General features: G+C 55.4%; 19 protein-coding genes. 11 read left to right on the top strand and 8 right to left on the bottom strand.

The features are described from left to right. The first annotated feature begins 15 nt into the window (after window positions 1-15). Both crtD and crtC read left to right on the top strand, forming a co-directional pair. Window positions 16-1596: a 1-hydroxycarotenoid 3,4-desaturase CrtD gene (gene crtD, locus ACR0AI_RS13085; RefSeq protein WP_480674314.1), complete on the top strand. Its 1581-nt coding sequence runs from the start codon at window positions 16-18 to the stop codon at window positions 1594-1596. Further along, window positions 1560-2429: a carotenoid 1,2-hydratase gene (crtC, locus tag ACR0AI_RS13080; protein WP_480674657.1), complete on the top strand. Its 870-nt coding sequence runs from the start codon at window positions 1560-1562 to the stop codon at window positions 2427-2429. Before crtD ends, crtC begins: the two co-directional genes overlap by 37 nt. Here the strand turns inward: crtC and tspO are convergent. From tspO to ACR0AI_RS13065, 3 genes are read right to left on the bottom strand one after another with little or no spacing between them, the layout of a single operon-like run. Beyond that, on the bottom strand, window positions 2426-2908 hold the full coding sequence (gene tspO / locus ACR0AI_RS13075; RefSeq protein ID WP_480674316.1) for a tryptophan-rich sensory protein TspO: 483 nt from the start codon (window positions 2906-2908) through the stop codon (window positions 2426-2428). The genes crtC and tspO overlap by 4 nt on opposite strands. After that, the gene (gene crtB, locus ACR0AI_RS13070; protein ID WP_480674318.1) at window positions 2908-3951 is read right to left on the bottom strand and encodes a 15-cis-phytoene synthase; all 1044 of its coding nucleotides are present in this window, start codon (window positions 3949-3951) and stop codon (window positions 2908-2910) included. Before crtB ends, tspO begins: the two co-directional genes overlap by 1 nt. Continuing rightward, window positions 3948-5498 carry a phytoene desaturase gene (locus ACR0AI_RS13065; RefSeq protein ID WP_480674320.1) on the bottom strand — a complete coding sequence of 517 codons (1551 nt, stop codon included), beginning with the start codon at window positions 5496-5498 and terminating at the stop codon, window positions 3948-3950. Before ACR0AI_RS13065 ends, crtB begins: the two co-directional genes overlap by 4 nt. A 102-nt stretch (window positions 5499-5600) precedes the next feature. Between ACR0AI_RS13065 and crtA the strand changes: the two genes are divergently transcribed. From crtA to bchO, 4 genes are read left to right on the top strand one after another with little or no spacing between them, the layout of a single operon-like run. Further along, window positions 5601-6320 carry a spheroidene monooxygenase gene (gene crtA / locus ACR0AI_RS13060; RefSeq protein ID WP_480701353.1) on the top strand — a complete coding sequence of 240 codons (720 nt, stop codon included), beginning with the start codon at window positions 5601-5603 and terminating at the stop codon, window positions 6318-6320. Further along, window positions 6317-7324 carry a magnesium chelatase ATPase subunit I gene (gene bchI / locus ACR0AI_RS13055; protein WP_480674322.1) on the top strand — a complete coding sequence of 336 codons (1008 nt, stop codon included), beginning with the start codon at window positions 6317-6319 and terminating at the stop codon, window positions 7322-7324. The genes crtA and bchI overlap by 4 nt, the downstream gene beginning before the upstream one ends. Beyond that, entirely contained in the window at window positions 7321-8955 is a 1635-nt protein-coding gene (locus tag ACR0AI_RS13050; protein ID WP_480674324.1) for a magnesium chelatase subunit D, read from the top strand. Before bchI ends, ACR0AI_RS13050 begins: the two co-directional genes overlap by 4 nt. 3 nt (window positions 8956-8958) lie before the next feature. Beyond that, window positions 8959-9831 (top strand): alpha/beta fold hydrolase BchO, encoded by an 873-nt coding sequence (gene bchO, locus ACR0AI_RS13045; protein WP_480674326.1) that lies wholly within the window; start codon window positions 8959-8961, stop codon window positions 9829-9831. On the opposite strand, the gene ACR0AI_RS13040 is transcribed toward bchO, so the two are convergent. After that, window positions 9828-11183: a PAS domain-containing protein gene (locus tag ACR0AI_RS13040; protein WP_480674328.1), complete on the bottom strand. Its 1356-nt coding sequence runs from the start codon at window positions 11181-11183 to the stop codon at window positions 9828-9830. The genes bchO and ACR0AI_RS13040 overlap by 4 nt on opposite strands. A gap of 248 nt (window positions 11184-11431) precedes the next feature. On the opposite strand from ACR0AI_RS13040, the gene ACR0AI_RS13035 reads away from it, so the two are divergent. The 3 genes from ACR0AI_RS13035 to ACR0AI_RS13025 are packed head-to-tail and all read left to right on the top strand — an operon-like array spanning window position 11432 to window position 14956. Next, window positions 11432-12073, top strand: coding sequence for a biliverdin-producing heme oxygenase (locus tag ACR0AI_RS13035; protein WP_480674330.1), 642 nt, complete (start codon window positions 11432-11434; stop codon window positions 12071-12073). Then, entirely contained in the window at window positions 12073-14370 is a 2298-nt protein-coding gene (locus ACR0AI_RS13030) for an ATP-binding protein (protein WP_480674332.1), read from the top strand. The genes ACR0AI_RS13035 and ACR0AI_RS13030 overlap by 1 nt, the downstream gene beginning before the upstream one ends. Then, window positions 14351-14956, top strand: coding sequence for a response regulator transcription factor (locus ACR0AI_RS13025; RefSeq protein WP_480674334.1), 606 nt, complete (start codon window positions 14351-14353; stop codon window positions 14954-14956). Before ACR0AI_RS13030 ends, ACR0AI_RS13025 begins: the two co-directional genes overlap by 20 nt. A gap of 608 nt (window positions 14957-15564) precedes the next feature. Here the strand turns inward: ACR0AI_RS13025 and ACR0AI_RS13020 are convergent. From ACR0AI_RS13020 to ACR0AI_RS13005, 4 genes are all read right to left on the bottom strand, one after another. Beyond that, window positions 15565-16224 carry an IS6 family transposase gene (locus ACR0AI_RS13020; protein WP_480674661.1) on the bottom strand — a complete coding sequence of 220 codons (660 nt, stop codon included), beginning with the start codon at window positions 16222-16224 and terminating at the stop codon, window positions 15565-15567. A gap of 437 nt (window positions 16225-16661) precedes the next feature. Next, window positions 16662-17369: an IS6 family transposase gene (locus tag ACR0AI_RS13015; RefSeq protein WP_480674336.1), complete on the bottom strand. Its 708-nt coding sequence runs from the start codon at window positions 17367-17369 to the stop codon at window positions 16662-16664. Between the two features lie 485 nt (window positions 17370-17854). Beyond that, complete coding sequence (locus ACR0AI_RS13010) at window positions 17855-19735, bottom strand: CHASE2 domain-containing protein (protein WP_480701345.1); 1881 nt, start codon at window positions 19733-19735, stop codon at window positions 17855-17857. A gap of 29 nt (window positions 19736-19764) precedes the next feature. Beyond that, complete coding sequence (locus ACR0AI_RS13005; RefSeq protein WP_480701343.1) at window positions 19765-20505, bottom strand: DUF928 domain-containing protein; 741 nt, start codon at window positions 20503-20505, stop codon at window positions 19765-19767. A gap of 79 nt (window positions 20506-20584) precedes the next feature. Here ACR0AI_RS13005 and ACR0AI_RS13000 point away from each other — a divergent pair, with 79 nt between their 5' ends. Both ACR0AI_RS13000 and ACR0AI_RS12995 read left to right on the top strand, forming a co-directional pair. Next, window positions 20585-22387 (top strand): caspase family protein, encoded by a 1803-nt coding sequence (locus ACR0AI_RS13000; RefSeq protein WP_480701342.1) that lies wholly within the window; start codon window positions 20585-20587, stop codon window positions 22385-22387. 214 nt (window positions 22388-22601) lie between these two features. Beyond that, window positions 22602-24257 (top strand): caspase family protein, encoded by a 1656-nt coding sequence (locus tag ACR0AI_RS12995; RefSeq protein ID WP_480674342.1) that lies wholly within the window; start codon window positions 22602-22604, stop codon window positions 24255-24257. The last annotated feature ends 140 nt before the right edge of the window (window positions 24258-24397 follow it).

The following is a 24397-nucleotide window of genomic DNA, read 5'->3' as shown; positions in this document are numbered from 1 at the left end:
AGTCAACAATTCCTTATGAGCGCGAAACAAACGCATATGCGCCACGCGGTGGTCATCGGCGCGGGCATTGGCGGCCTGTGCAGCGCCGCGCGTCTGTGTACGTCCGGGTTCAGTGTTACGGTTCTCGAACGACAGGCTGGTCCGGGCGGAAAGATCAGGACCCTTCCCTCTGAATCTGGCCCTGTTGATGCAGGCCCGACCGTTTTGACCCTTAGGCATGTCTTCGACGACGTCTTCGCAAATTTGGGTGAGCGGTTAGACGATCACCTTGAGCTTCAAAGGTTGCCCATCATCGCGCGGCATTTCTGGCCCGATGGAACCACGCTTGATCTGCACGACCGGCTGGATGCGAACCGCAAAGCGATCAAAGAATTTGCCGGACCCGAGGCAGAGACGGATTTCATGCGCTTTAACGCTGAAACCAAAGCACTGTTTGTCGCTCTGACCCCCACCATGATGGAGAAGCCGCAGCCCTCGCCAGTGGAACTTGCGGCAACGTTAATTCGGCATCCTGCTTTGCTTGGAGCAATGGCGCCAATGCGAACCCTTCGCGGGAAGCTCGCGCGCAGGTTCAGTGACCCGCGTCTGGCGCAATTGTTCAAACGATATGCAACTTACGTTGGCGGTTTGCCGCACCAGTCCCCGGCATTACTCAGCCTCATTTGGCAAGCCGAAGCAGCAGGCGTTTGGTCGGTTCAGGGCGGTATGCAGTCCCTGCCAAGGGCGCTGGAGGCGTTGTGCAAGAGGCACGGTGCACGTTTTCAGTATGACACTGAGGTGACTTCAGTGTCTTGCGAAGACGGCCACGTCAAAAGTGTCGAATACAATGGCGAGACCTCAATCGAGTCAGATCTCGTGATCTTCAACGGGGATCCCCGCGCACTGGCTAACGGAGCGCTGGGGCCGGATGTGACTGGCGTCGCTCAGCAGACAATGAACACCCCTCGCAGCCTGTCAGCGGTAGTGTGGAGTTTCGATGCTGTTCCCCAAGGCCCCGATCTGTCGCACCACAATGTTTTCTTCACCGATCCGAGCAGTCCGGAGTTCGACGAGTTGCAAGCCGGTCTCTTTCCCCGCCAGCAGTCGATCTATGTCTGCGCGCAAGACCGAGGACCGGGCACGCAAAAGCCGCCCGGTGCGCGCGAGCGGTTCGAGATCATTCTGAATGCCCCGCCCTTAGGCACCGGCCCCGAACCCGATTTGGAGTTCCAGATATGTCAAACCCGTACTTTCGACGTGCTTCGCCGCTTCGGTCTGACCTTCGACCCGCTACCGAGACAAGCCAACCTGACCCGACCGGCGGATTTCGAAGCTCTGTTCCCCGAGAGCAGCGGATCACTCTACGGGCAGAGTCCGCATGGGCTGACGGCAGCGCTGAAACGCCCGCGGGCACGGACATCGATCAAGGGCCTGTATCTGGTGGGCGGCGGCACACATCCGGGGGCCGGTCTGCCGATGGCTGCACTCTCCGCCCGGCACGCAGTCGAGGCGATCATGCAAGACCAAACTTCGCCCTCAGCGTCCCACCAAACGGCTACGCCTGGTGGTATGTCGACGGGATCAGCGACGATCAGAGCCGGGCAATCTCGATCATAGCCTTTATCGGTTCGGTTTTTTCGCCGTGGTACCGCTGGTCGGGTCGTAGAGACCCGGAAAACCATGTTTGTATCAACGTGGCAACCTACGGGCCGGGCGGACGGTTTACCATGACGGACCGCGGTAGGTCGGCCTTGCGATTGACGCGCGACAGTATGACCGTTGGCCCCTCGTCGCTCAGGTGGGACGGTGACAAGCTGATCATCGACATCAATGAGATGGGGGCTCCACCAATGATCTCGCCTGTTCGGGGACGGGTGGTTCTAGAACCGACAGCCCTGACCGATGTGGAACTGCCGCTGACTGAGGACAATACCCATATCTGGCGACCGTTTGCCCCAACCGCCCGGATCGATGTCGATCTGACAGCCACAGGCTGGCAGTGGGCTGGGCATGGGTATTTTGACGCGAATTTCGGCACCCGTGCGCTGGAAGAGGATTTCTCGTACTGGACATGGGGCCGCTTCCCGACAGCCGACGGCAGCACCTGTTTTTATGATGCACAACGGCTGGATGGCTCAACCTTGAGCCAGGCCATTTCTTTCAATTCCGATGGCTCCGCTAAAAAGGCTCCGTTGCCCCCCAAGGCGCAGTTGAACCGCAGCCTTTGGGCCATCCGGCGAGAAACGCGGGCAGACAAAGGGTATCGCCCAATGCAGGTGATGAACATGCTCGACGCGCCGTTCTATTCGCGCGCAATGGTGAGAACTCAACTGGGCGGATCAGAAACTACCGGCGTGTACGAGGCGCTGGACCTACGCCGGTTTCGGTCTCCGTTGTTGAAACCCATGCTCGCCTTGCGCGTCCCACGCCGGGCAAGCTGGACCTTTTAGGTTTCGATCGGAGGCGGATTATTGGCAGTTTCAGGGTTCAGTTGCAGCACCGACCAATTCAACGCTGCCGCAACACTCACCCAAGCCAGATAGGGCACGAAGAGTACACCTGCCCAAGTATCGACGGACCAAAGCGCAAGCATCGTCGCCGCCACGGCAACCCAAAGCGCAGACAGCACGACCATACCAGCCCGCAAACGCCGCAAGCCAAAGAACACGGGCGTCCACAACGTGTTGATTGCGATCTGCAGACCCCAAAGCGCCAGTGCGAGGCTTGCATCACCAGCCACCGCAGCACGGGCCCCTGCCCAGCTCATACAAACGTAAAGTGTCGTCCAGGCCACCGGGAATAACCAGTTCGGCGGTGTCCACGATGGCTTTCGCAGGTCACGATACCACTGGCCCGGCGGGAACATACCGCCAGTCGCACCGGCTGCAGCACAAGCTGCAAAGAAGATCAGAAAATACAGAATAAACATTATCTTGCATGCGTCCGCACTGAGGCCATAGCGCGCTGTCGCCGCGAGTTTTCCGAGGTTTGCAACTGCGCAAAGGCCGTGTACAACGTATCGCTCCAATCCGTTTGAGCGGGCCGGTTATGCGCTGCAGCGTCCACCAGAAAAGCGGTTTCAGGCAAGGGCCGAGCGTATAAGCGCGGTGACCGAGGCGCAACCGCACTCAACGCCGTGCGGCACAGCGACCACATCAGCCAGCCGAGTTTTTGCCCCCTCCCGGTCCGAGCGCGTCGCGACACGCTGTCAAAACCGGATTTGCGAATTTGCCCGCCGATACCGGCATAGACAAAGCGTGCGGCATAAATTCCCGGGCGACACTGCAATGGCAGTTCCGCAATACCCGACTCTGACCGCAAATACAGGTCTTGCGCGTGTTTCAACAATCGAGAGACACAGATGCGTATGCCCGGCTCAGCGCGCGGATCTGCCGTGAAAGCATCCGCGTCGACGCCTTCCTGCTCAAGCCATTCCAACGGCAAGTACAACCGGTTTTCACGCGCATCCTCACCGACGTCACGGGCGATGTTGGTTAATTGCATGGCGACACCCAGATCACAGGCTCGAGCCAAGGCGTCGGCGTTGCGCTCACCCATAAGTACAGACATCATAACACCCACGGCACTCGCGACCCGGGCGGAATAGGCGATAAGGTCAGAGATATCATCGTAGCGCCGCTCCATCGCGTCCCACGCAAGGCCTTCCAACAATGCTTCGGGCAAGGCGCGGGGCATCTCGTATTCGTGAACCAACGCCGCGAACGCCCGATCTGGTGCCGCATTACGTGGACGCCCGGTGTAGACCAGCTCTAATCGCTCTTTCAGCATCAGAACAGCAGCGGCCTTTTCGGCTTTCAGATCGACCTCATCATCAGCCAATCTACAGAACGCATAGAGCGCCAGCGCCGGGTCACGCACTGACTGCGGAAGCAGCTTGGAGGCGGCATGGAAAGACAAGGACCCGTGCCGGATCGCATCCCGGCAGAATTGCATATCCTGCGGATCGATCATCGCACACTCACCGGATCGGGAACGAGTTTCGCCAACACCTCAGCACTGCTAATCACGCCCGGCAAGCCTGCGCCCGGGTGGGTGCCTGCGCCGACCAGATACAGTCCTTTTGCTTCTTCGCTGATGTTGTGCGGCCGGAACCATGCGCTCTGAAGGATGCGGGGCTCAATTGAAAACCCGCAGCCAAAAGGTGACAAGTAGCGGTCGCGGAACGTGTCCGGCGTGAATACCTCGGACGCTGTCAGGTGCTGGCCCAATCCGGGCAAAAGCTGATCCTCTAGCACCGCTTGCACGCGCTGCCGGTAGGTCTCAGCGTGGGTGACCCAATCAACGGAACTGTCATGCCCCAGATGCGGCACGGGGCTGAGGGCATAAAAGGTGTCATCCCCCTCCGGCGCTGCGGTCGGATCGGTCAGCGACGGGCGATGGATGTAGAGGCTCATATCCTCCGCCAAATGCCCCTTTTGGAAGATGTCGTTTATCAGCCCCCGATAGCGTGGCCCGTTCAGGATCGTGTGGTGCCCAACATCGGGCCACAGATTCCGCGTGCCATTGGTTCCGAAATACCAGACGAACAGACCCATGGACCAACTGGTGCGTTTCAGCCGCGCATCGGTCCAGCGTTTGCGCCTGGTTTTGCGCAGAAGCTTGGTGTAGGTATGGCCCGGGTCGGCGTTGGAGACGACGATGTCTGCGTTGATCACCTCTCCGGTGGTTAGCCTCACACCTTGCGCGGCACCGCCGGAGACCAGAATCTCATCCACCTCGGCTTTCTGGCGCACAAGCCCGCCCTGATCGCGCACGACGTTGCGCATGGCTTCGGCGATCGCCGCGACTCCGCCAATGGCGTAGTGCACGCCAAACGCCTTCTCCAGATGGCTGACCAGAATATACATTGAGGTCACCTGCGTCGGGTCCCCACCGATAAAGAGGGGATGGAAACTGAAGGCCATCCTCAGACGGGGGTCCTTGAACCGCCGCGCTGCGTGGGCATAGACCGAGCGATCCGCGCGCAGCCATGCAAAGGTCGGCAAGACCTTGATCAGGTCCCAAAGATGGTTCATCGGACGACGTCCGAGATCCTCGAAGCCAAACAGATAGCGCGCCTCGCTGTCCTTCAGGAACTTGCGCAGACCTTTCACATCGTCGGGCGACAAGCGTGCGACTTCGGCTTCCATTGCATCTGCGCCCCGCCGCGCTGCAAACTTCGAGCCATCCGGCCAGCGGATTTCGTAAAACGGGTCCAGCGCGACCAGTTTCACGTCCTCGTCAAAGTCGCGCTCGCAATCGGCCCAGAGGTCGCGAAACACCTCGGGGACAGTCACAATCGTAGGTCCCAAATCGAACCGGTGACCGTCGCGCCAGATAGCCGAACCGCGCCCGCCGGGCATATCCAGCCGGTCCAGAACGGTGACACGGTAGCCCTTCGCCCCCAGCCGCATCGCCGCCGCCAAACCGCCTAACCCCGCGCCTATCACCACGGCATGAGACCGGTCATCCCCAACAGGGATCGCGTCTTGCGTCAGCTGCGCGTCAAGGCGAGTCATGCGTTAGCGGTCCAATCTGTTCAATTAAATTGACACACTCCATCAAAAGTCTTCCGGTTTTGACATTAGTATGTCAATCTAAATTGACACAATGGAGGTTCGATCATTCAAGTCGCAACCCTGAGCCTGTTTCGTTTTGACGGCGTTTTCAGCCGTCTCGGTGCCTTTGCCATGATGGGCTTGGCACGCTGGCCGTTGTCACGACTCAACGGGCTGGAATTCTGGAAACTCTGCGGCTCTGGCACCGGCGAAGGATTTACGCCGCGCCCCAATACCGCCGTTTGGGCTGTCTTATGTGTCTGGTCAGATGAAAAAACGGCGCAGAGCCGCCTGAAATCCGCCAGCCCGTTCAGATGGTATCGAAACCATGCTTGCGAACATTGGACTGTGTTCCTACGCCCGATCTCATCCCGCGGCGCTTGGTCGGGGCAGAAACCGTTCCATGTCGACAGCCCGACGCCCACTGGGTCGCTTACGGCAGCACTCACCCGCGCGACGCTGAAGCCGAAGATCCTGATGCGGTTTTGGCGCAGGGTACCGGATATCAGTCAGATGATCGGTGCGAACTCAGATGTGCTGATGAAAGTCGGGTTGGGAGAGGTACCGTTCCTTCATCAAATTACGTTCTCGATCTGGCCAGATACCGGATCGATGGCCGCCTTCGCCCGTCACCCTGGCCCACATTCCGAGGCCGTGAAAGCGGTGCGCGAAGGCAATTGGTTCCGCGAAGAGCTTTACGCAAGGTTCGACGTCATAAACGAAACCGGTCACTGGGAAGGGAAGCACCCGGTGGTCTTGAAGGAGGGTCAGGACAACACATGACGCACGCGTTTCCATTCTCCGCAATTGTAGGTCAGGATCAGATGAAACTCGCCATGATCCTGACAGCGATTGATCCGAAACTTGGTGGAGTCCTTGTCTTTGGCGACAGGGGCACCGGCAAATCCACCGCCGTCCGCGCGTTGGCCGCTTTGCTGCCACCGATCTCGGCGGTTGAGGGCTGCCCGGTGCAATCCGCAACACGGTCCGCTTGCCCGGATTGGGCCGAGGTGGCTGAAGATGCGCTGGTTCTCGACCACCCCACCCCTGTCGTCGATCTGCCTTTGGGCGCGACCGAAGATCGGGTGACCGGCGCTTTGGACATCGAGCGCGCCTTGGTGAATGGCGAGAAGGCCTTTCAACCTGGGCTGCTGGCACAAGCGAACCGGGGATACCTTTACATTGATGAGGTCAACCTGCTGGAAGATCACCTCGTCGATCTGCTCTTGGATGTGGCCCAAACCGGAGAGAATGTGGTCGAGCGCGAGGGGCTTTCGATCCGTCATCCGGCTCGGTTCGTGTTGGTCGGGTCTGGCAACCCCGAAGAAGGCGAGCTGCGTCCGCAATTGCTGGACCGGTTTGGCCTGTCGGTCGAAGTACGGTCACCTGATGATATCGATCAAAGGGTCGAAGTGGTACAACGCCGGGATGCGTTTGAGTTGCAGCCCGACAAGTTCCTGAAGAAATGGCACCGCGAGGACACCCGTGTGCGCAAAGCCATACTAACTGCGCGCGAAACCCTGCCAGACATCAAAATCCGCAAGCGCGAACTACGCGACTGCGCGGAACTGTGCATTGCGCTCGGCTCGGACGGGTTGCGTGGAGAACTGACCCTTGTTCGCGCCTGCCGTGCATTGGCGGCTTACGAAGGCGCGGCCTCGGTCACGCGTCGGCACATCCGTCGTATTGCGCCGATCGCGCTGGCCCACCGCCTGCGCCGCGACCCGATGGACGAGGCCGGATCTGTTGCGCGCGTCCGCCGTGCCTTGGATGAGGTTCTGGGATGACACCCTTGCCCGATCCGTGGGCGCAAGTCTGGCACAACCTGCGCCTGTTTGCCGTCGACCCGGTTGGGTTGGGCGGGATCGTCCTGCGGGCACGTGCTGGACCCGCTCGCGATGTTTGTGTGGCGACACTGCCTGATCTAGGCTTGCCACACCAACGGCTGCATCCTTCTTTGACGGATGCCGAGCTATTTGCCTCGATGGATTTCGCCGCAACCCTTGCAAAAGGACAGCCAATCTATCGCCAAGGTCTTTTGCACCTACCAGCGGCTTATCACCTGTGTATGGCGGAACGCTGCCATTCTCAACTGGCCGCCAAACTGACGCGCCGGTTGGATGAAGGTCATTCCTGCCTGATAGCGTTCGATGAAGGCGCCGAGCCGGACGAAACGCTGACCCCTGCCCTGTCTGACCGCCTTGCTTTGCGCATTGATCTGACCGATCTGCGCGCGTGCGATCCGCCTGCCATAGATACCAAAGATCTGAAGCACGCGCGTGCTTTGCTGCCAGCCGTTCAGACAAAGGCGGAAGATATCTCCACGATTGTGCATCTTTCTGCTCGACTGGGCATCTCAAGCTTGCGCGCTCCATCTTTTGCTTTGAAAGCCGCTCGATGTAATGCAGCCCTGAATGAGCGAATGTCTGTCGAAACCGAAGACCTCGAAATCGCGGCCACGTCGGTTCTGGCTCATCGTGCGACATGCCTGCCCGCCTCGGAACCCAAAGCCGAAGCGCCCACCCCCGAACAACCCGCACCCTCTTCGCCATCGGACAGCACACCTGATCAAGACGTGCTGGTCGAAGCCGTGCGGATGGCCTTACCTGACGGGATTCTGCCGCAAACGTCCCCCCGCCGCGCCGGAGCCAAAGGAACAGGGGCCGGGGATGCGCGGATTGCAAAACAACGCGGACGGCCAATCACATCGCGCCGGCGCAGACCGGACGGGCGCAGCCGGGTTGATCTGATCGCCACGCTGCGCATGGCCGCGCCCTGGCAGAAACTGCGGCGTGCCGCCGAGGGCCATGTCAGCGTGCTGCCCAGCGATATCTGCCTGAAACGGTTTGAGACCCAGACCGAACGGTTGCTGATCTTCCTTGTCGATGCCTCAGGATCAGCTGCACGTGCGCGCTTGAACGAGGCCAAGGGCGCAGTCGAGCACCTGCTGGCCCGCGCCTATTCCCATCGAGATCAAGTGGCCCTGATCGGGTTCCGTAATGACTCGGCCGATGTCCTTCTGCCCCCGAACCGGTCTTTGGTCTTGGCAAAGAGACGACTGGCCGCCCTGCCAGGAGGTGGCGCGACGCCATTGGCCGACGGGCTGCAATGCGCAGGGATAATGGCGGGTACCGCTCATAAGCGAGGCATGACCCCAACTGTGATCCTGCTGACGGATGGACGTGCGAACGTGGCGCTGGATGGCCAGAGAAACCGACAAAAGGCCACCGAAGATGCAGAACACACCGCCGATTGGCTGCGCGCCTCTAAAATCCGCAGCGTTGTTCTGGATACCGCCATCCGCCCGCAAAAGGCACTGCGGAGCCTCGCGCATCGGATGGGCGCCGACCATGTCGCCCTGCCCCGCGCAACCACGGCAGGGCTGACGCAAGCAATTGAAACCGCAGTCCACACCTGAGCGATGGACTGGCAGCGCGATCATCCCACCTGGCCACATCACGACTGGTCGCGCCGGGTAATCTGCCCGCCGCATCGCTGGCATGTACAAGAGCGTGGCAAAGGACCAACGCTACTTTTCCTCCATGGGGCCGGTGCTTCGACGCATAGCTGGAACGCAATGATGACAGAGCTTTCGCGGGACCATCATGTCGTTGCGATCGATCTGCCCGGACATGGCTTTACGAATCTGGGCGCTTCAAACCGCAGCGGGCTGAACCCGATGACCGAAGATGTCGCCTCCCTTTGCAAACAGGAAGGATGGCAGCCGCAGAAAATCATCGCCCATTCTGCCGGGGCCGCAATTGCTCTGCAACTCTGTGAACATCACCTGACGCCAGACGATCAACCTCAATCCATTTTGGCGATAAACCCGGCCTTCACCGATTTTGACGGTTTGGCAGGAGTGCTCTTCCCGCTCATAGCCAAGTCTTTGGCCGTGAACCCGTTGACACCGTGGCTTTTTACACTCGGTCCTGACGCCATATCTCGCGCGAAACGGTTGATCGCTTCAACTGGATCAACGATCCCTGCCGAGCAACTGTCGCTGTATGCGAGGCTGTTGAAGGACCGTAAACATGTTCAGGGGGCTTTGTTCATGATGGCGCAATGGTCGTTGAGGGGTTTCAGAACAACCCTGTCCCAATCGCAGACCCCAATGGACATCGTCGTCGGACTGAACGATCAGGCAGTGCCGCCGGATCGCACAGCTGAGGTGCAACAGTCTCTGCCCAACTCAACGCTGACCGAACTGCCCAATCTCGGGCATCTCGCGCATGAAGAAGCGCCCGAGTTGTTCGTTTCTCTTTTCCGTTCAACGTTTGAAGGTGCCCGTTAATCAGACCCAAGACCATAACGGTCCAACTTGCTGTAGAGACCTTGCCTGCTGAGGCCCAACACCTTGGCCGTCGCGGCTCGGTTATTGCCAGTCAGTTTCAGCGCAGCAAGTATCAGGTTTTTCTCCAGACCCGACGTTTCTTCCTGAACCAATTCGCGCAGCGGAGCCTTTCCGATCCGACTGAGCATCGCCTCAATCGACGCGTCAGCGACGGAATTTGCGCTATCGTTGGTCAACCGGGTTGAAAGGTTCCGAAATACGAACCCGATCCTGCGAGGATCAGAGTCAGGGATTACGGTCCCGGAAAGCTCGACTTCAAGGGTTTGACCGTTGGGCCGTCTAACGCTGGCTGGTAGGGACCGAATGCGCGGATTGTCCCGTAGAATTTTCAGAACGGAAGCGAAGTCCAAGTCCGCAGGATCAAAGAACTCACCCAGACCCCGCTCCAAAGTCGACGGAGTTAGATGGACCAGTTCCTCAAACGCCGTGTTGTGCCAAATAATTCTACCCGCTTCATCTGTGACGATGATGGCTTCAACTGCCGCGCGGACCCATTCGACGAGGACGTCTTCCTGCGTCATCTGTCCACCCGCAGACCCGGCAGGGCGCAACCTCAGAACGGCCGTTTCGCTGCCACCAAAACTCGGCGATACATCCACAACAAGCAGCTGACCATTCGCAAGAAACGCTTGCAACGAAGCAGGAGCCTTTGTGCGCGAAACGGCATCAAGGAGCGCTTTCAGCTCCTTGTGATCCGATTTTCGAAACAGGGATACAACTAGCCGTTTCGACAGCGTTTCCAGGTCCTCCCCCAGAGTTTTGGCAACCGCCGGATTGGCGTCAATTATCTGCCCGGAGGCCACGTTCACAATCAAACACGGCTCTGACCCAATGCTGAAAAGGGTTCTATATTCGGCCTCGACCCGTTTCTGAGCATCCAGTTTTTCTCCCATCATCCGATGCAATTCGACGACACGGTTTTGCAATGCGGAAAATGGGCTGATGTCCTTACCCAGGACGATCCGAGGGTGTCCCTCAATCACCGGCGCGATCGAATATGCGATCGTTCTCGTGTGGCCGTCGCCCGTCTCGTGCTGCACCACACATTCATGTCCGAGTTGGTCGTTTGCTACGTCTGAAAGGAACTCCCGGAACTGAACGTAAGCGTCACCAGGCAAAGCATCGCTGATGTGCTGTCCGCTCCAGGTAGAGGCCCCGATGCTGTCGAGCAACTGCGCGTCACCTATGACATCGTTGATCAGGCCATCCTCATTGACAAAAAGAAGGACATCCGCTGTCTGTGCCAGCAAGGATTTCAATGTCCCCGCATCGAGTTCGGAAAATTTTGTCAACAAACCCGTGTCTTGACTACTCACAACGCCGTCTCACCTTTTCCTGAGTATGAAAAGCCATACCTCAGAACTTCTAGGTATTCAAATCGCTCACCCAGTGTCTCATTGATTTTGCACCAGATTTTTTTCACGATAGACCTAAGTTATGAGCGCACGGTCGTTTCAAAATGATCCTGCCGAGCTTGTAGCGGTCTATGTCATCGCTTTGGACCGCAGACTTGCCAATAGCGCAGACCGGAGGAACGTTTTTGAAAGCTTTGTCAGAATTGGACGGCCAGTCCTTGAGGGCGATTTTGCGGAACGAGACGGATGTCTTGCACAATAAACTGCACGCGCAATTCAGTTTCGCGTCGCTGCTCGACGGTACGCTACAACGGTCTGAATATCAGGCGTTAATTAAACGCTTGCATGGGTTTTATGCGCCATTGGATGACGCAGTCTTGAAGGCGCTTACTGTTGATGACGTTTCGGCACCATCGTTCTGGTACGAGAAGAGATCGCGCTTGATCGCGCAGGATATCCGCGATCTGGAAGGTGATCACGACAACGTTTCGACCGGCCCGACCTGCAGAGAAATTGCCGAGGTTGTGACACCGAAAACGGTCGGTGGTGTGCTCTACGTCGTTGAGGGTGCAACAATGGGCGGGGCGCTCATCAACAAGGCCGCGGAAAGGCTTCTGAACACAGACAATACCCTTGGTCGCAGGTACTGGGACTGGTGCCGCGTCGAAGGCCGAAACCGGTGGCGCATGACCCTGCAATATCTGGACCACCTGCAGTTTTCTGCCGGTTCGCTTGATGATCTTGTGTCTGGCGCAAAGGACACGTTTCGTTTGCTGGACGACTGGCTTGCGCCACTGGATCCGAGACCCAAACAGGGAGCGGTTTGATGTCCAATGGCGTCGATCTCAGCACGTGCGACCGCGAACCGATCCATCTGATCGGGGCTGTTCAGCCTCATGGCGCGCTGGTTGCCCTATCGGAAGAAACCCTGGAAATCGAATACGCCAGCCAGAACACGTACCTGTTCGTCGGTGCTGCGGCAGAAGCCATTCTGGGCAGGCATATCTCCGAGCTGATTGGCGACGAAAACACACGGCGATTGCTTGAATTGCCATTGGAGCCGTCCATCCCGGAACTCCTCAAGCCCTGGTTCTTCAGCATCGAAAGCCAAACGGGCGATGCGCTTCGCGTCGAGTGCTTTCCGCACAGATATCGCGGCCACATAATTCTGGAGTTCGTCGAACCCGAACCAAGCCCAACTGCCGTTTGGGAAGACGAAATTCTGCGGCAGGGCATCATTTCCGAACTCGTCAAACCCGGCGTTCTGGTCGAGATTGCCGAAGCCAGTGCCAAGATGATCCGAGATGTGACCGGTTTCGACCGCGTCATGATTTACAAATTCGCCGAAGACAAACACGGCGAAGTCATCGCCGAGAGCACAAACCGACCGGACAGCTTTCTGGGCCTGCACTACCCCGCGTCTGATATCCCTGATCCAGCGCGCCGACATTTTACTTTGAATGTCATTCGCACCATCCCCGACATAAACGGCACACGCATCCCGATCGTCTCCCGGTCAGGTGAGGTGGCCAGCGAAACGTCCTCTCGTCCACTTGATCTGACGTACTCGAAACTGCGCGCAGTGGCTCAGGTTCATGTCGAGTACCTGAACAATATGGGTGTTGGTGCCAGCCTTTCGATTTCGCTGGTGACAAACAATGAACTTTGGGGGCTGGTCGCCTGCCATCATTACGGCAAACGCCTCGTGTCCTCCAGCAGGCTGCGATTTGCAGAGCTTCTGGCCAGCACGACCTCTGCCCTGCTTCAAAGCATCGAAAACACAAACCAACTGAAAAAATGCATTACCGCGGAAAAGACCGCATTCCAAATCGAACAGCGCGCGCGAAGCGGAGCTGCTTTGAGTGATCTGGTCAGAGATCAGGCCGAAGCCTTGATGGAGATGATAGACGCCCAAGGCTTGGTTCTGGTTCTGGGTCGCACAGTCACCACAGTCGGTTCGGTACCATCGCATCCAATCGAATTTCAACCTTTACGCGCACATTCCAATGACGGTGTTGCAACGTCCTCGCATCTGTCCTCAATGACGCAACTGAATGATGAGCAAATCGAACAGGCAGCCGGCGCAGCGTTTCTGGAACTTTCGGAAGATGGGAAAGACTATCTGGTTCTCCTGCGTTCGGAATACGTCCAGACGATCAGTTGGGCCGGGAAACCCGAGAAGATTGAAACACAAACAGATAAAGGTGCAACCCGCCTTTCACCACGCGGCTCATTCGCGCTTTGGAGCGAGGAACGACGCGGACACAGCAAACCTTTTGACGCCATGGACCGGGATGCCTTGCGGATTCTGCGGCGTGCGCTTTTTGCATTGAACAGTCTGGAACATGAACAGGCCGCGTTAGAGGCGCAGAAGAAAGCAGAAGCTGAGAAAATCAAGTTGCGTCATGCTCTGCTTGACGCCGCCCGGGCAAGTTCGATGGGGGAATTGGCCTCGGCCATCGCACATGAGCTCAATCAACCCCTTACGGCGGTATCGAACTATGTAAACGCGTGCCGTCAAGAGTTGGTTCGGTCCGGCGTCGAAATTCCGGAGCCCGCTCAAAGCCATATCGATATGGCCGTCAACGAGACCGCACGCGCAGGCGAATTGGTTCAACGCATCAGAAATTTCATTTCCAGCGGTGATCTGAACACAGACCTCATCGACATCAACAAAGTGATCCAACAGGGGTTGGATCTCGCATTGGTCGCAAGCGAGCTCCCTGACCTGCAAGTGACCACCCATCTGGATCACGGTTTGCCCAAAGTCGTCGGAGATCCGGTTCAATTGTCTCAGGTGGTTCTCAATTTGGTGCGCAACAGTCTTCAGGCCATGGAAAACCGAGATGACCACCGGCTGACCATAGAGACCAAGAGGCTGGGAAACCAGGTTCAGGTCGTGGTTCGGGACTCCGGACCCGGTATTCCTGAGGAGATAAAGGACTTTCTTTTCGAACCTCTGCGCGCAACGACAACCCAGGGCATGGGTATTGGCTTATCTCTGTGCCGTTCTATCCTTGAAGCACATGGGGGAAAAATCTGGGTCGAACCTGCGCCCACCGGTGCAACTATGATCTTCAGCCTCCCGTTGAATGGGGAAGCAAATGCCTACCAAACTCAGTGACATACTGATCTATGTTATCGAGGACGACAAAGCGGTTCTGAGCTCGCTTTGCGCGGTATTGGGTGCTTATGGATTTCAAACAGAACCACTCACCTCGGCTGAGGCTTTTATTGATCGGTTCGATAGACACGCGAAATCCTGCCTCATCATGGATCTCCGACTGCCGGGCATGAGCGGGATGGAACTGCTCAAGCATCTGAGCGAAACAAATGCGCGCTGCCCGGTTATCGTAATCACCGCCCATGGCGACGTGCCTGCCGCTGTTGAGGCCATGCGTCTGGGGGCTGTCGACTTTATCGAAAAGCCACCGCCCGTTGAACAAATCCTTGAGGCAATCAAATCGGCTGAAACCAGTCTTGCCAACAAACCGATTTTGACTGTGCCAAAGAAAATCGTAGAAGAGCGCCTGTCAAAACTGACAGATCGCGAACATCAGGTTTTGCAGTTGCTACTTAAGGGTAGGCTCAACAAAGAGATTGCCAGTGAACTTGGGCTGAGCCGTCGCACGGTCGAAGTTCACAGATCCCGCATCCGCGAAAAAATGCAGGCTCGTGGAATCGCAGACCTCATCAGGATGACGGAATAGAGCCTCGGTTACAATTATACGTATTACTACTTAGTGGATCACCACAACTACCGGGCGACCCGAAACCTACCTACCCTAAGTCGCACCGCAACTTAGGGGAAAGAACGTGCCAACTGACGCAAGTCAGCCTTTTGACGGCAGCACTCAGCATAGTCCTGCACCCAACGGAGCATCGGATCCCACAACTTACCTGATTGAGTTGGACGCTGAGCTCGCTGCTGCAGCCGAAGGATGGCGAAAGGCAAACAAAATCAAGTCAACGAATGAAGCTCTGACCGAGCTCGTTCGCCTTGGGTTGCTTAGCGAAATTTCCCAATTGCACGATCTGGTGGCCTCCATCAGAAACTCGATTAAGAAATAGTCTGTGTTCTAGTGCTTGGCAGCCGTTTCCAAGTTATTGTCAGTCGTTGATAGTACAACGCCTTTGCAGTGCATTTTGCCCACTCCCTGATTTCATTCTGAGTTGAACCTTGTTTTGTAGATTTCGGAAGGTTTCTATGAACCAGACCAAGCTTAGGTTTTCTCACTCGAGGCTGATGTCCGGTCGACCCAGAGGGTGCTGCCAGATGAATTCTAACCAATCTCCATAAGGACAGGATGGCTACCCCTTATGCCTCGCAGAGACCATGCCATTCAGCGAGAGCAGCAGCATGGTTCATCTTGAAGTTGGATCCGGAGGAGAGGCTGCGTTCCGAATTGAAAAGGTTGTAGATCGAGGCGTGTACCGCGGCGAATTTCTGTAAACTTCGCATGCGCCTAAAACGGAGCTTGGCCCGTTCTCGTCGTCGGAAAGGAAAGTGTGAATTTTCTGCGCGGTTGTTCAGCCAGCGGCCTGTTTCCTGACGATGGGTAGCGCCGATTTCTTTCATCGCAGCCCTGAACGACCTCAACCTGTCCGTCACGATCAATTCCGTTCGCCCATGCTTACGCATTGCTTTTCCTAGGAATTTCAGCGCAGCCTTATTGTCCCGCGTCTTCGTGACATAGCTTTCGAGCACCTCGCCTTCGTGGTCAACAGCACGCCAAAGATAGTAACGTTCGCCGTTGATCCTCAAAAAAACCTCATCCAGGTGCCAACGCCAATGGCTAGAATTCACGCCTGTTGTGCGTCGTTTTCTTATTTCGGATGCGAACATCGGGCCGAACCGATGCCACCAGTTTCGAACGGCTTCATGGCTCACATCAACTCCGCGTACGTGCAGCAAATCTTCCACATTTCGAAGCGACAGCAGGAACCGAACATACAACATCACAGCCAGGCGGATGATCTACGGGCTGGTCTTGAAGTATCGAAACGGGGATTTCTTTTTCATGTCCGGACGCTAAATCGGCGCCCTGCCCGCCTAGAGCTGGTTTTGTCTGACAGTGCCTCGGCTTTTGATAGCTCCAGATCCTGCGTCCCTTATAAAGGGTCGCCCTGCCTGATCCGTCGGCACAATTCCCTGTTCCCACGAGAAAATTCCCTGTTCCACGTTCTAGGGAATTTGCAACATAAGCTATTGGAAAAATAGAGTTGTGTCATCTGAAATGTCGGGCTCCAGACCTGCGTTGCGAAAATTCCCTTTAAATTTCGTGGTATCAGGGAAATCCAGCCCAAAGCGACCCCGCTAAAATGCGACACTGAGACTGGCGCCTGAATTGTCCTCTGAATGGGTGCTGTCAGACGAATTCGAACCAGTCTCAGTTTGCCGCGGAAACCGCGAACCTATCCGGAACAAAGTTGACGCCATTCGCAGAGAGCGGCGGCGCGGGTCAGCTTGAAGGTGTCTCGACTGGCTAGCGGTCTTTCCTGGTTGAAGTGGTTGTAGACAGAGGAATAGACGGCGGCGAATTTCTGTAGACTTCGCATGCGCCTGAAACGCTGCATCGCGCGTTCGCGTCGTCGAAACGGGAGGTGCGAATTCTCGACGCGGTTGTTGAGCCACCTGCCCGTCCGTTGTTTATCGAGCGCGCCCATTTCTCTGAGCGCAGCCTTGTAGGAAGCGAAGCGATCTGTGAAGACCTCCTCGGCGCAACCGTGTCGCTTCATCAATTTCTTGAGGAATTTCAGTGCTGCAGCTTTGTTTCGGCGTTTGGTGACAACGGCTTCTAAAACCTCACCTTCGTGATCAACAGCCCGCCAAAGATAATGCCGCTTGCCATTCACCTTCACGAAAACCTCGTCAACGTGCCACTTCCACTTGGAGAAGGCGCGCAGGTGCTGAACACGCTTCCGTCGGATCTCAGCTGCAAACATTGGACCAAACCTGTTCCACCAATATCGGACGGTTTCGTGGCTCACGTCGATGCCTCGCTCGTGCAACAGATCTTCGACATTTCGAAGCGAGAGCGGGAAACGGATGTACAGCATCACCGCAAGGCGGATGACCTCGGGACTGGTTTTGAAGTACTTGAAAGAGGCAGGTTTGGTCATGGGCAAAAGCTACGCAACCGTCCTGCCTGCCTCAAGACAAGTTCTTCTGACAAGACCGTTCGCGTTATCTCATCCTGTACTGAAAATATGTCCTGTAGGTCTCGGTCATAGCTGTCTGCCCAAATGTTCTGGCCCGTTGTCGCGTCAATGAGTTGGGACGTCACGCGCAAACGCTCACCGGCAATTTGAACGCTCCCCTCAACAATGTAGCGAACACCCAATTCTTCTGACACTTTCTTCGAAACGGTAATTGCACATGTGCTTTCATCAGCAAATACCAAGCGAGTAGAGAGCTGGATTGTTCGTTCGTGACATTTTTTTGGACGTTCGGCGCACAAATGCGGCAGCCTTTCAAAGAGGTCATATCGAATCCCTCACATTGTGCTTCACGTCGAAAATAAAATTCGGAACCAGCACATTTGTAGGTCGGGTTCAGAAATTTCGAAAAACTGGCCGCTGTGACCGTGCTTTTGGTCAAACGGAAATCAGTCTGGAACCTGAAGAACTTTGATAACCCCGATCTTCGTGACACCGTCGTCGTGCACAAAAGTGGAATAGACGGGCCATTCTTTTTGAGAGTCTATCATCGTTGCAGTTTGTAGTGACATGCAAACGGGGCGCATTCCGTCGGCCTCCGCATCCAGCGTTTTTATCCAGTTCTCAAGTCTTGCAGTCACATTTATTGTGTCTCCGATAACGTTGTAACGCATAGAGCCGCTTACTCCCAACGTTCCACCCAATGCTTCTCCGCTGTTCAGCGCAATTCGCAATCTATATTTTTGGCGCTCATCAGCGCTGCGATTCAGATCCAGTGCAGCAACGCGCATATCCTGGGCGCATCGTAGGGCCGAAATGGCGTCGTCCTGTCTATGCTCGTGAGTATCACTGGGTATGGGCGCTCCAAAGATCACAAGAATGCCATCACCGGTATATTTCTCGACGAAACCTCCGTGTCTTCGGGCAATCTCACCCAGTTTGTCCAGAATGCGGGACATCCAATTCATGAAGCTTTCAGCATCCATCGAATTTCCAATCCGTGTTGAACCTTCGATGTCAGCAAGAAGTGCTGTAACGAACAATCGATGGGATTTCGGTTTGCCGCCGGTTAACAGGTTTTTCCTTTGCTTCCAAATCTCTGCAGACAACTCATCTGACAGATGAGAGGAAAAGACCTGTACAATCGCACGTCGTTGATTGCGCGAAATCCCCGAGATGATCGCAAATGCAGATAGGTATCCCAAGAACCAACCTAACGCGGATGGTACGACGGGCATCAAAAGGGCACTTTTTTGAATTAGCGACATTACAACGATCAATGCAGCGCAACCAAACACGGCAAGACCGATGGAATTTGCTGTGACCCGAACAAACAATGCGATTGATGCGCCGACAAAAACCGCGGCAAAGATCAGTATTGAGGACAGAGAACTGCCCAAAGAGTTTAGCGGCGAAAGTTTGCCTTCTGCGTAGTCAACCAGTTGTTGAACAATGGCCGCATGTATTTCAGCGCCATAGGTAAAATTCGCTCCGGTCGAGCGGTTCAGGGGTGTCCCGAAATAGTCCTTTACCGACTGGCTGGTCAAGCCGATGATTACCACTTTTTCGCGGACAGGTTCCAGATCGCGCCCAGCTAGTACTTCCGAAGCAGGTATCCGGTTCACGATTGGCAGCGCGTTCTTAAAGTCGATGATAATCTGATAGCCGGATGTATCGACATTTCGAAACAGATTAGAACCGGGTTTCAAAGGGGGTGCCACCGTGCTTCCAAACATCAGATTGCGCGGATTGTTCGGATCACTTTGCAGCACCGGCTGACGTGAAAATTCGGCCGCCAATAGCACCGGAAAAGACAGGAAAATCTCTTCTACATCGCTGACTAGCAGCAAGGCGCGGCGAGCGACGCCGTCAGGATCAATGGGTATATCGGAAAATCCTGTCCGCACTCCAGGTGGTGCGGCAATGCCCGAACCGCTTTCATCCGGTAACTTCGAAATCACAACAACTTTGGGATCATCCAGAGTCTCAAGCAGGCTCTCATGACCAGAACCAGCGGGAACATCTCGATAAATATCCACTCCAATCGCGGCTGCGCCAGCCTCAAGCAGGTTATCAATAAGGATTGCAAGCTGAGCGTCCGGTATAGGCCAACCCCATTGGCCCAGGTCCTGATCTGAAATGGCAACGAGATAGACATCTTCGGTCTGCGTATTTTCCGCAATCGCCGATGTGGTCCAATCGTACTGAGCAAGCTCAAGTGGCTCTAGTACCCCTTTGTTCTGAAGGGCCACTATCAGGCTTCCGGCGATCAATGTGATCGATGCGACCAGCGCCCAACGTTGCCAATTTGGCAAAAGCGATGAAGTCATAGAGCCTGCTTTATTTCGGCCCTTACGTATCAATAACCTACTCCGGCTGAACGCAAGAGTTGCTCGAATTGCTTGGAATTCACCGGTCGAACGCGACCACTTAGACTGATTTCGACCAGCGGCGACAATGCGTCAAACCACAGTCCATCGGCGGACGGGTTCGCAGAACTCACCTCTTCAGAAACACGTTCTACAAGACGCGTCGACCACGCCTCCACCGTATCTGTATTCCTGCCCAGAAGCAGAATTTGCCATTCGTAAATCTTGCCGGTTTCCAGTTGTTGTTGCAGCCGAACAAGATCCAACCCGTAATAGCCCGGTGGGAATGGCCCGGTGATCAGCACCTGGTCGCCCGGCGACCCAACCGGATTCAGCGCAAAAACCAAATCACCCCGGTGGCCGGATTCCAAATGCCAAACCAGCGGAGGCGTCGCTAGTGTCGTCAAACCGCCGTCTTCGGGCGCCAGCATCAACAGACCGGCATTTTCGCCATTGGAAGCAGAGTTTCGCGTCCCCGCCCCCATACGCTCTTTGGGAGCTCCCATTTTAGGAGGTACGAATACGACCTCCTCGGTCGTGTCTGGGGTATTGTTTTCATTGGCAGCCGCAAGTTTATCGCCAGGCAAAAGAATTGCGATCAAAAGAGCAATTAACGCGTTTTTTGAAAGCCTAGTGCACCACACACGATGCCTCGCGAAAAAACCTACCGACAAAAGAACCCTATTTTGTTCAATGTAAATTTGATTTCGAACAGTGTCCAGTTTCCGCAACGAAGCGCTCACCATCGAAAAATGCGATATGATGTTGTAATATGGCAATGTTCGACGGGATTGGTTCAGGTTTTGTAGTATGATTGTTGTCTTTCGCCACACTAGGTTTTTTCTGCAATTATTGGTCATTGCTTGTCTTTTATGTTTTCCAGCGGCATCGAACGCCAAAGACGGGCGTGTTGCGCTTGTAATTGGCAATTCCTCATACGAGCGTGTGTCAAGCTTGCCGAACACGTTCAATGACTCCCATGACTTGGCCGACGCGCTCGAGCGCATCGGGTTTGACGTGACCCGAGGGTCGAATTTGAGTTTTCGCGAGATGCGTATCGCGATCCGTGATTTCGCCGAAGTCGCGGAAAAAGCCAAAGTGGTGCTCATCTACTTTGCTGGTCACGGCATCGAGATTGACAATGCCAACTATCTGATACCGGTGGACGCCGAGTTGCAAAGTGATCGGGACATAGATCTTGAGGCGATCCGTTTAGACACGCTGATCGGCTCTGTTTCCGGCAGCGACGGTCTGAAGATCATTCTGATCGATGCTTGCCGCAATAACCCCTTCGTCCCCAACATGACGCGCACGTCCGCCACACGATCCATTGGTCACGGACTGGCGCGCATAGATCCGAGCGGGGTTTTGGTGGGTTATGCAGCGCGCAGCGGCACGCTGGCGTTGGACGGCAGCGGTCGGAACAGCCCCTATGCCCAAGCACTTCTGCGCCACATCGAAGAACCCGGTCTGGAATTGGGAAAAATGTTCCGCAAAGTGCGGGACACCGTATTCGAGTTGACAGACGGCTACCAGGAGCCGTTTACCTATGGGTCGTTACCAGGCCATGATATCTACCTTGTGTCCCCGCCAAAGCCGACGCGTGTCATCGCAAAGGAACAAAGTGCTACGACGCCTCAGTCAACCTATGAAAAGGCCGAGGCAGCTTGGGATGATTTTCGCGAAAGCACATCGCCTAACGCCTTGGAGGCATTTGCAAATACCTATCCAGACACAGCCTATGCTGCGCTGGCCTTGTCTATCGCCGAAAGGTATCGCGAAAGCGCAACTCAGACGCCTCCACCCGTCGGCCTGCCGAAATGGTGCGAAAATCCGAAGAACGCAACACAATCCCTGATCTGCCGCGATCCCGACCTTCTTGCATATGACAGCGAGGTTTTAAAGCTGTTTCAAAAGCGTCTCGAGATTGTCCGAGGTGGCGCGGCCCGCGGGCAAGCCCTCGTAGAACAAATGAACTGGCGCAATTCGCGCGATCAATGCGGTGCCGATCCAAATTGCGTCGCGCAGGCGTACAAGCTGCGAAAGATCGCGTTAGCAGAGTTTGGCGACGCGGTGATGCCAACAGTTTTAGTTGTCCGCTCGATTCAGGAAGAGCTCAATCGATTGAGCTGTGGCGCAGGTGAACCTGATGGCGTGATAGGTGCCCAAACACGAAACGCCTATGATTTGGCCGCATCTCTGCTTTCTGGGATCGAAGGCGGGGCCGCTTTGGACGATACCCAAACGCTGAACCTGCTGCGGGCTCAACCAACCGCAGCTTGTTCGTTTCTGAAGCGGGCGGTCAAAAACCCCGACCTTTTGGAAGGCGTTTGGAAAATAGTTACCGTTAAATGCCCCGGAGAGATGGGGGTAGGAAATTCGCGACGGGTAAAGCTCAGCTATGAACGCGACGGTGTCTATTCAGGTCGGCTGGCTTTTGGAAACGGTGCGTTTAAGCGAGCGATAGGCGCCCGTCTGTCTGACCGCACGCTTGCACTCACTCATGTCACGACGAATGGAAGCAGACAATCGTACTTTTTCGAACCAAGTGATTCTCCGAATAAGTTTGTAGGCTCAGATTGGTCGAAATGCATCATCTCAGTCAGCCGGTAGCACAGTCTATATTCCAACGCATTTGTTCAAACTGCTTTCGAACACAACGGCGCGCACATTGCTGCCATTGCAATCAAGCTACTCGGACGGAATAACGTTGCTTTGGTCGCATTGTTCACCTTTTTTGATGCTTAAATCGTGTGAAAGTCTTATTCTTCGCGATAGAAACGCCTCGTGTTAAGCTCTTCCAAAACACACATCCCGTGGTTTAGCTATGGATAAACGTCTTCTTGTTTTGGTAACGGCTATTGTTCTAGCGTTGGTTGCTTTTGGCCGTGCTGTCTATGCGTCGGACAAACGCGTAGCTCTGGTTATCGGGAATTCCGAGTATGCTCACGTTTCAAATTTATCGAATCCGGCAAACGATGCCACCGACATAGCGGAGGCGCTAGAACGGATAGGGTTCACAGTGACCCGCGGCCAAAACTTGGATGGCCGGGGTATGCGCCTGGCACTTCGTAACTTTGCGGAAGCTGCTGATGGCGCCTCGATGGCTGTCGTTTATTTTGGAGGTCACGGTATTGAGATCGACAACACCAACTACTTGATACCCGTGAACGCGGAACTGGTAAATGATCGAGATGTCGAGTTCGAGGCCATCCGTCTTGATGCTGTTGTGAATGCGTTGTCCGGCGTGGAAGGCATGAAGATCATCCTTGTTGACGCCTGCCGCAATAATCCTTTTCTCGCTGACATGAACCGAACATCGGCGACACGCTCGATTGGACGCGGGTTGGGCCGCATCGACCCAAGAGGTGTGTTGGTGGGATATGCCGCGCGAAACGGAACACTGGCGCTTGATGGAAAGGGGCGCAACAGCCCATACGCACAGGCCATTCTGTCTCATATAGAGGAACCAGGATTAGAACTAGGTAAAATGTTCCGGAAAATTCGTGACACAGTATTTTCTCTCACAGAAGGATACCAAGAACCATTCACTTACGGATCGTTACCGGGCGAGGACATTTTCTTGGTTCCGCCCCTTAAAGTTGCTGCCCCAGCCCCTGTGCGTGAAGTCTCTGGCCAGCCAGTTGAAGCAATCGGAGCCCTGGGAAACCCTGATGTTCCTGATCTGTGCCAAAATCCTCAGGAACCGGCTCATGTTCAAATTTGCGCGATCCCCGAATTATTGGCCCAGCAGCAGCAGGTTCAGGTCCTATTTGACGAGCGCCTCGAAGAGCTTGGTGGTGGTGACGCTTGGGGAGAATTGTTGCTGACCAATTTGGAGCATGAGCAAAGTAGAGACGCATGCGGCGAAGACGTGGAATGTTTGTCGCGTAACTACAGAGGATGGTTCGTCGGTTTGACGGGAAGCCCGCCAGGGTTGTCTGAGGATGAACAAGTTGTTTACTCCATTCAGGTGGAACTCAACAGGCTGAGTTGTGGTGCAGGAGAACCCGATGGAAAACTTGGAAACAAGACAAGAGGCGCATTGTTGGAGTTGGTAAAACAGTTTAGCTCCATGGAAACGTTCTCGACGACCTTCTCGATTGATACTTTAAGCGCGTTGCGAGAGCTTCCCAGCTTTGCTTGTTCAGGAATTGTGCGCGGAGCAGAAAACCCGAAAATTCTAAACGGCGTATGGCGTTTGGTCGAGCATTGCCCTGAAAACAGTCCATACCCCAACATGGTTATCGTGAATTCGTTGAAACTACGGAACACATCAGAGGCCAACTTTTCTGCTAGTCTCGTGCGGACGGGTGGGTGGGCCCGTGAATTGAGCGGCGGGATTATCGGCTACGAATTAAGATTGTCCACTCCAGACATTCATGGCTTTAACTACTACTACCACTTAAAACCAACCCAAAACCCGTTTGAGTTTCATGCGACATCTCGGGACAAATGTCATGTTGTCGTATCAAGAGGCTGAATTACCGCTTATTCTTTTGCTTTGGTCAGTTTCAGGAAGATTTGCATCAAGACTTTGCAAAGTCCGCTTCCTGCGCATTGCTGTCATTGGGGTGCTGTCAGACAAATTCGAACCAGTCTCAGCTAGGCCAGTAGAGCTGT

Source organism: Ruegeria sp. BG3, assembly GCF_056538485.1.
This window is presented reverse-complemented; position numbering and strand designations above follow the sequence as displayed.

Coding starts and splice junctions, on each gene's coding strand:
- bchI (WP_480674322.1), top strand. CDS start 6,317: ATGACGCACGCGTTTCCATTCTCCGCAATTGTAGGTCAGGATCAGATG.
- ACR0AI_RS13015 (WP_480674336.1), bottom strand. CDS start 17,369: ATGACCAAACCTGCCTCTTTCAAGTACTTCAAAACCAGTCCCGAGGTC.
- ACR0AI_RS13030 (WP_480674332.1), top strand. CDS start 12,073: ATGTCCAATGGCGTCGATCTCAGCACGTGCGACCGCGAACCGATCCAT.
- crtD (WP_480674314.1), top strand. CDS start 16: ATGAGCGCGAAACAAACGCATATGCGCCACGCGGTGGTCATCGGCGCG.
- tspO (WP_480674316.1), bottom strand. CDS start 2,908: ATGTTTATTCTGTATTTTCTGATCTTCTTTGCAGCTTGTGCTGCAGCC.
- ACR0AI_RS13025 (WP_480674334.1), top strand. CDS start 14,351: ATGCCTACCAAACTCAGTGACATACTGATCTATGTTATCGAGGACGAC.
- bchO (WP_480674326.1), top strand. CDS start 8,959: ATGGACTGGCAGCGCGATCATCCCACCTGGCCACATCACGACTGGTCG.
- ACR0AI_RS13050 (WP_480674324.1), top strand. CDS start 7,321: ATGACACCCTTGCCCGATCCGTGGGCGCAAGTCTGGCACAACCTGCGC.
- ACR0AI_RS13010 (WP_480701345.1), bottom strand. CDS start 19,735: ATGACTTCATCGCTTTTGCCAAATTGGCAACGTTGGGCGCTGGTCGCA.
- ACR0AI_RS13000 (WP_480701342.1), top strand. CDS start 20,585: ATGATTGTTGTCTTTCGCCACACTAGGTTTTTTCTGCAATTATTGGTC.
- ACR0AI_RS13065 (WP_480674320.1), bottom strand. CDS start 5,498: ATGACTCGCCTTGACGCGCAGCTGACGCAAGACGCGATCCCTGTTGGG.
- ACR0AI_RS12995 (WP_480674342.1), top strand. CDS start 22,602: ATGGATAAACGTCTTCTTGTTTTGGTAACGGCTATTGTTCTAGCGTTG.
- crtB (WP_480674318.1), bottom strand. CDS start 3,951: ATGATCGATCCGCAGGATATGCAATTCTGCCGGGATGCGATCCGGCAC.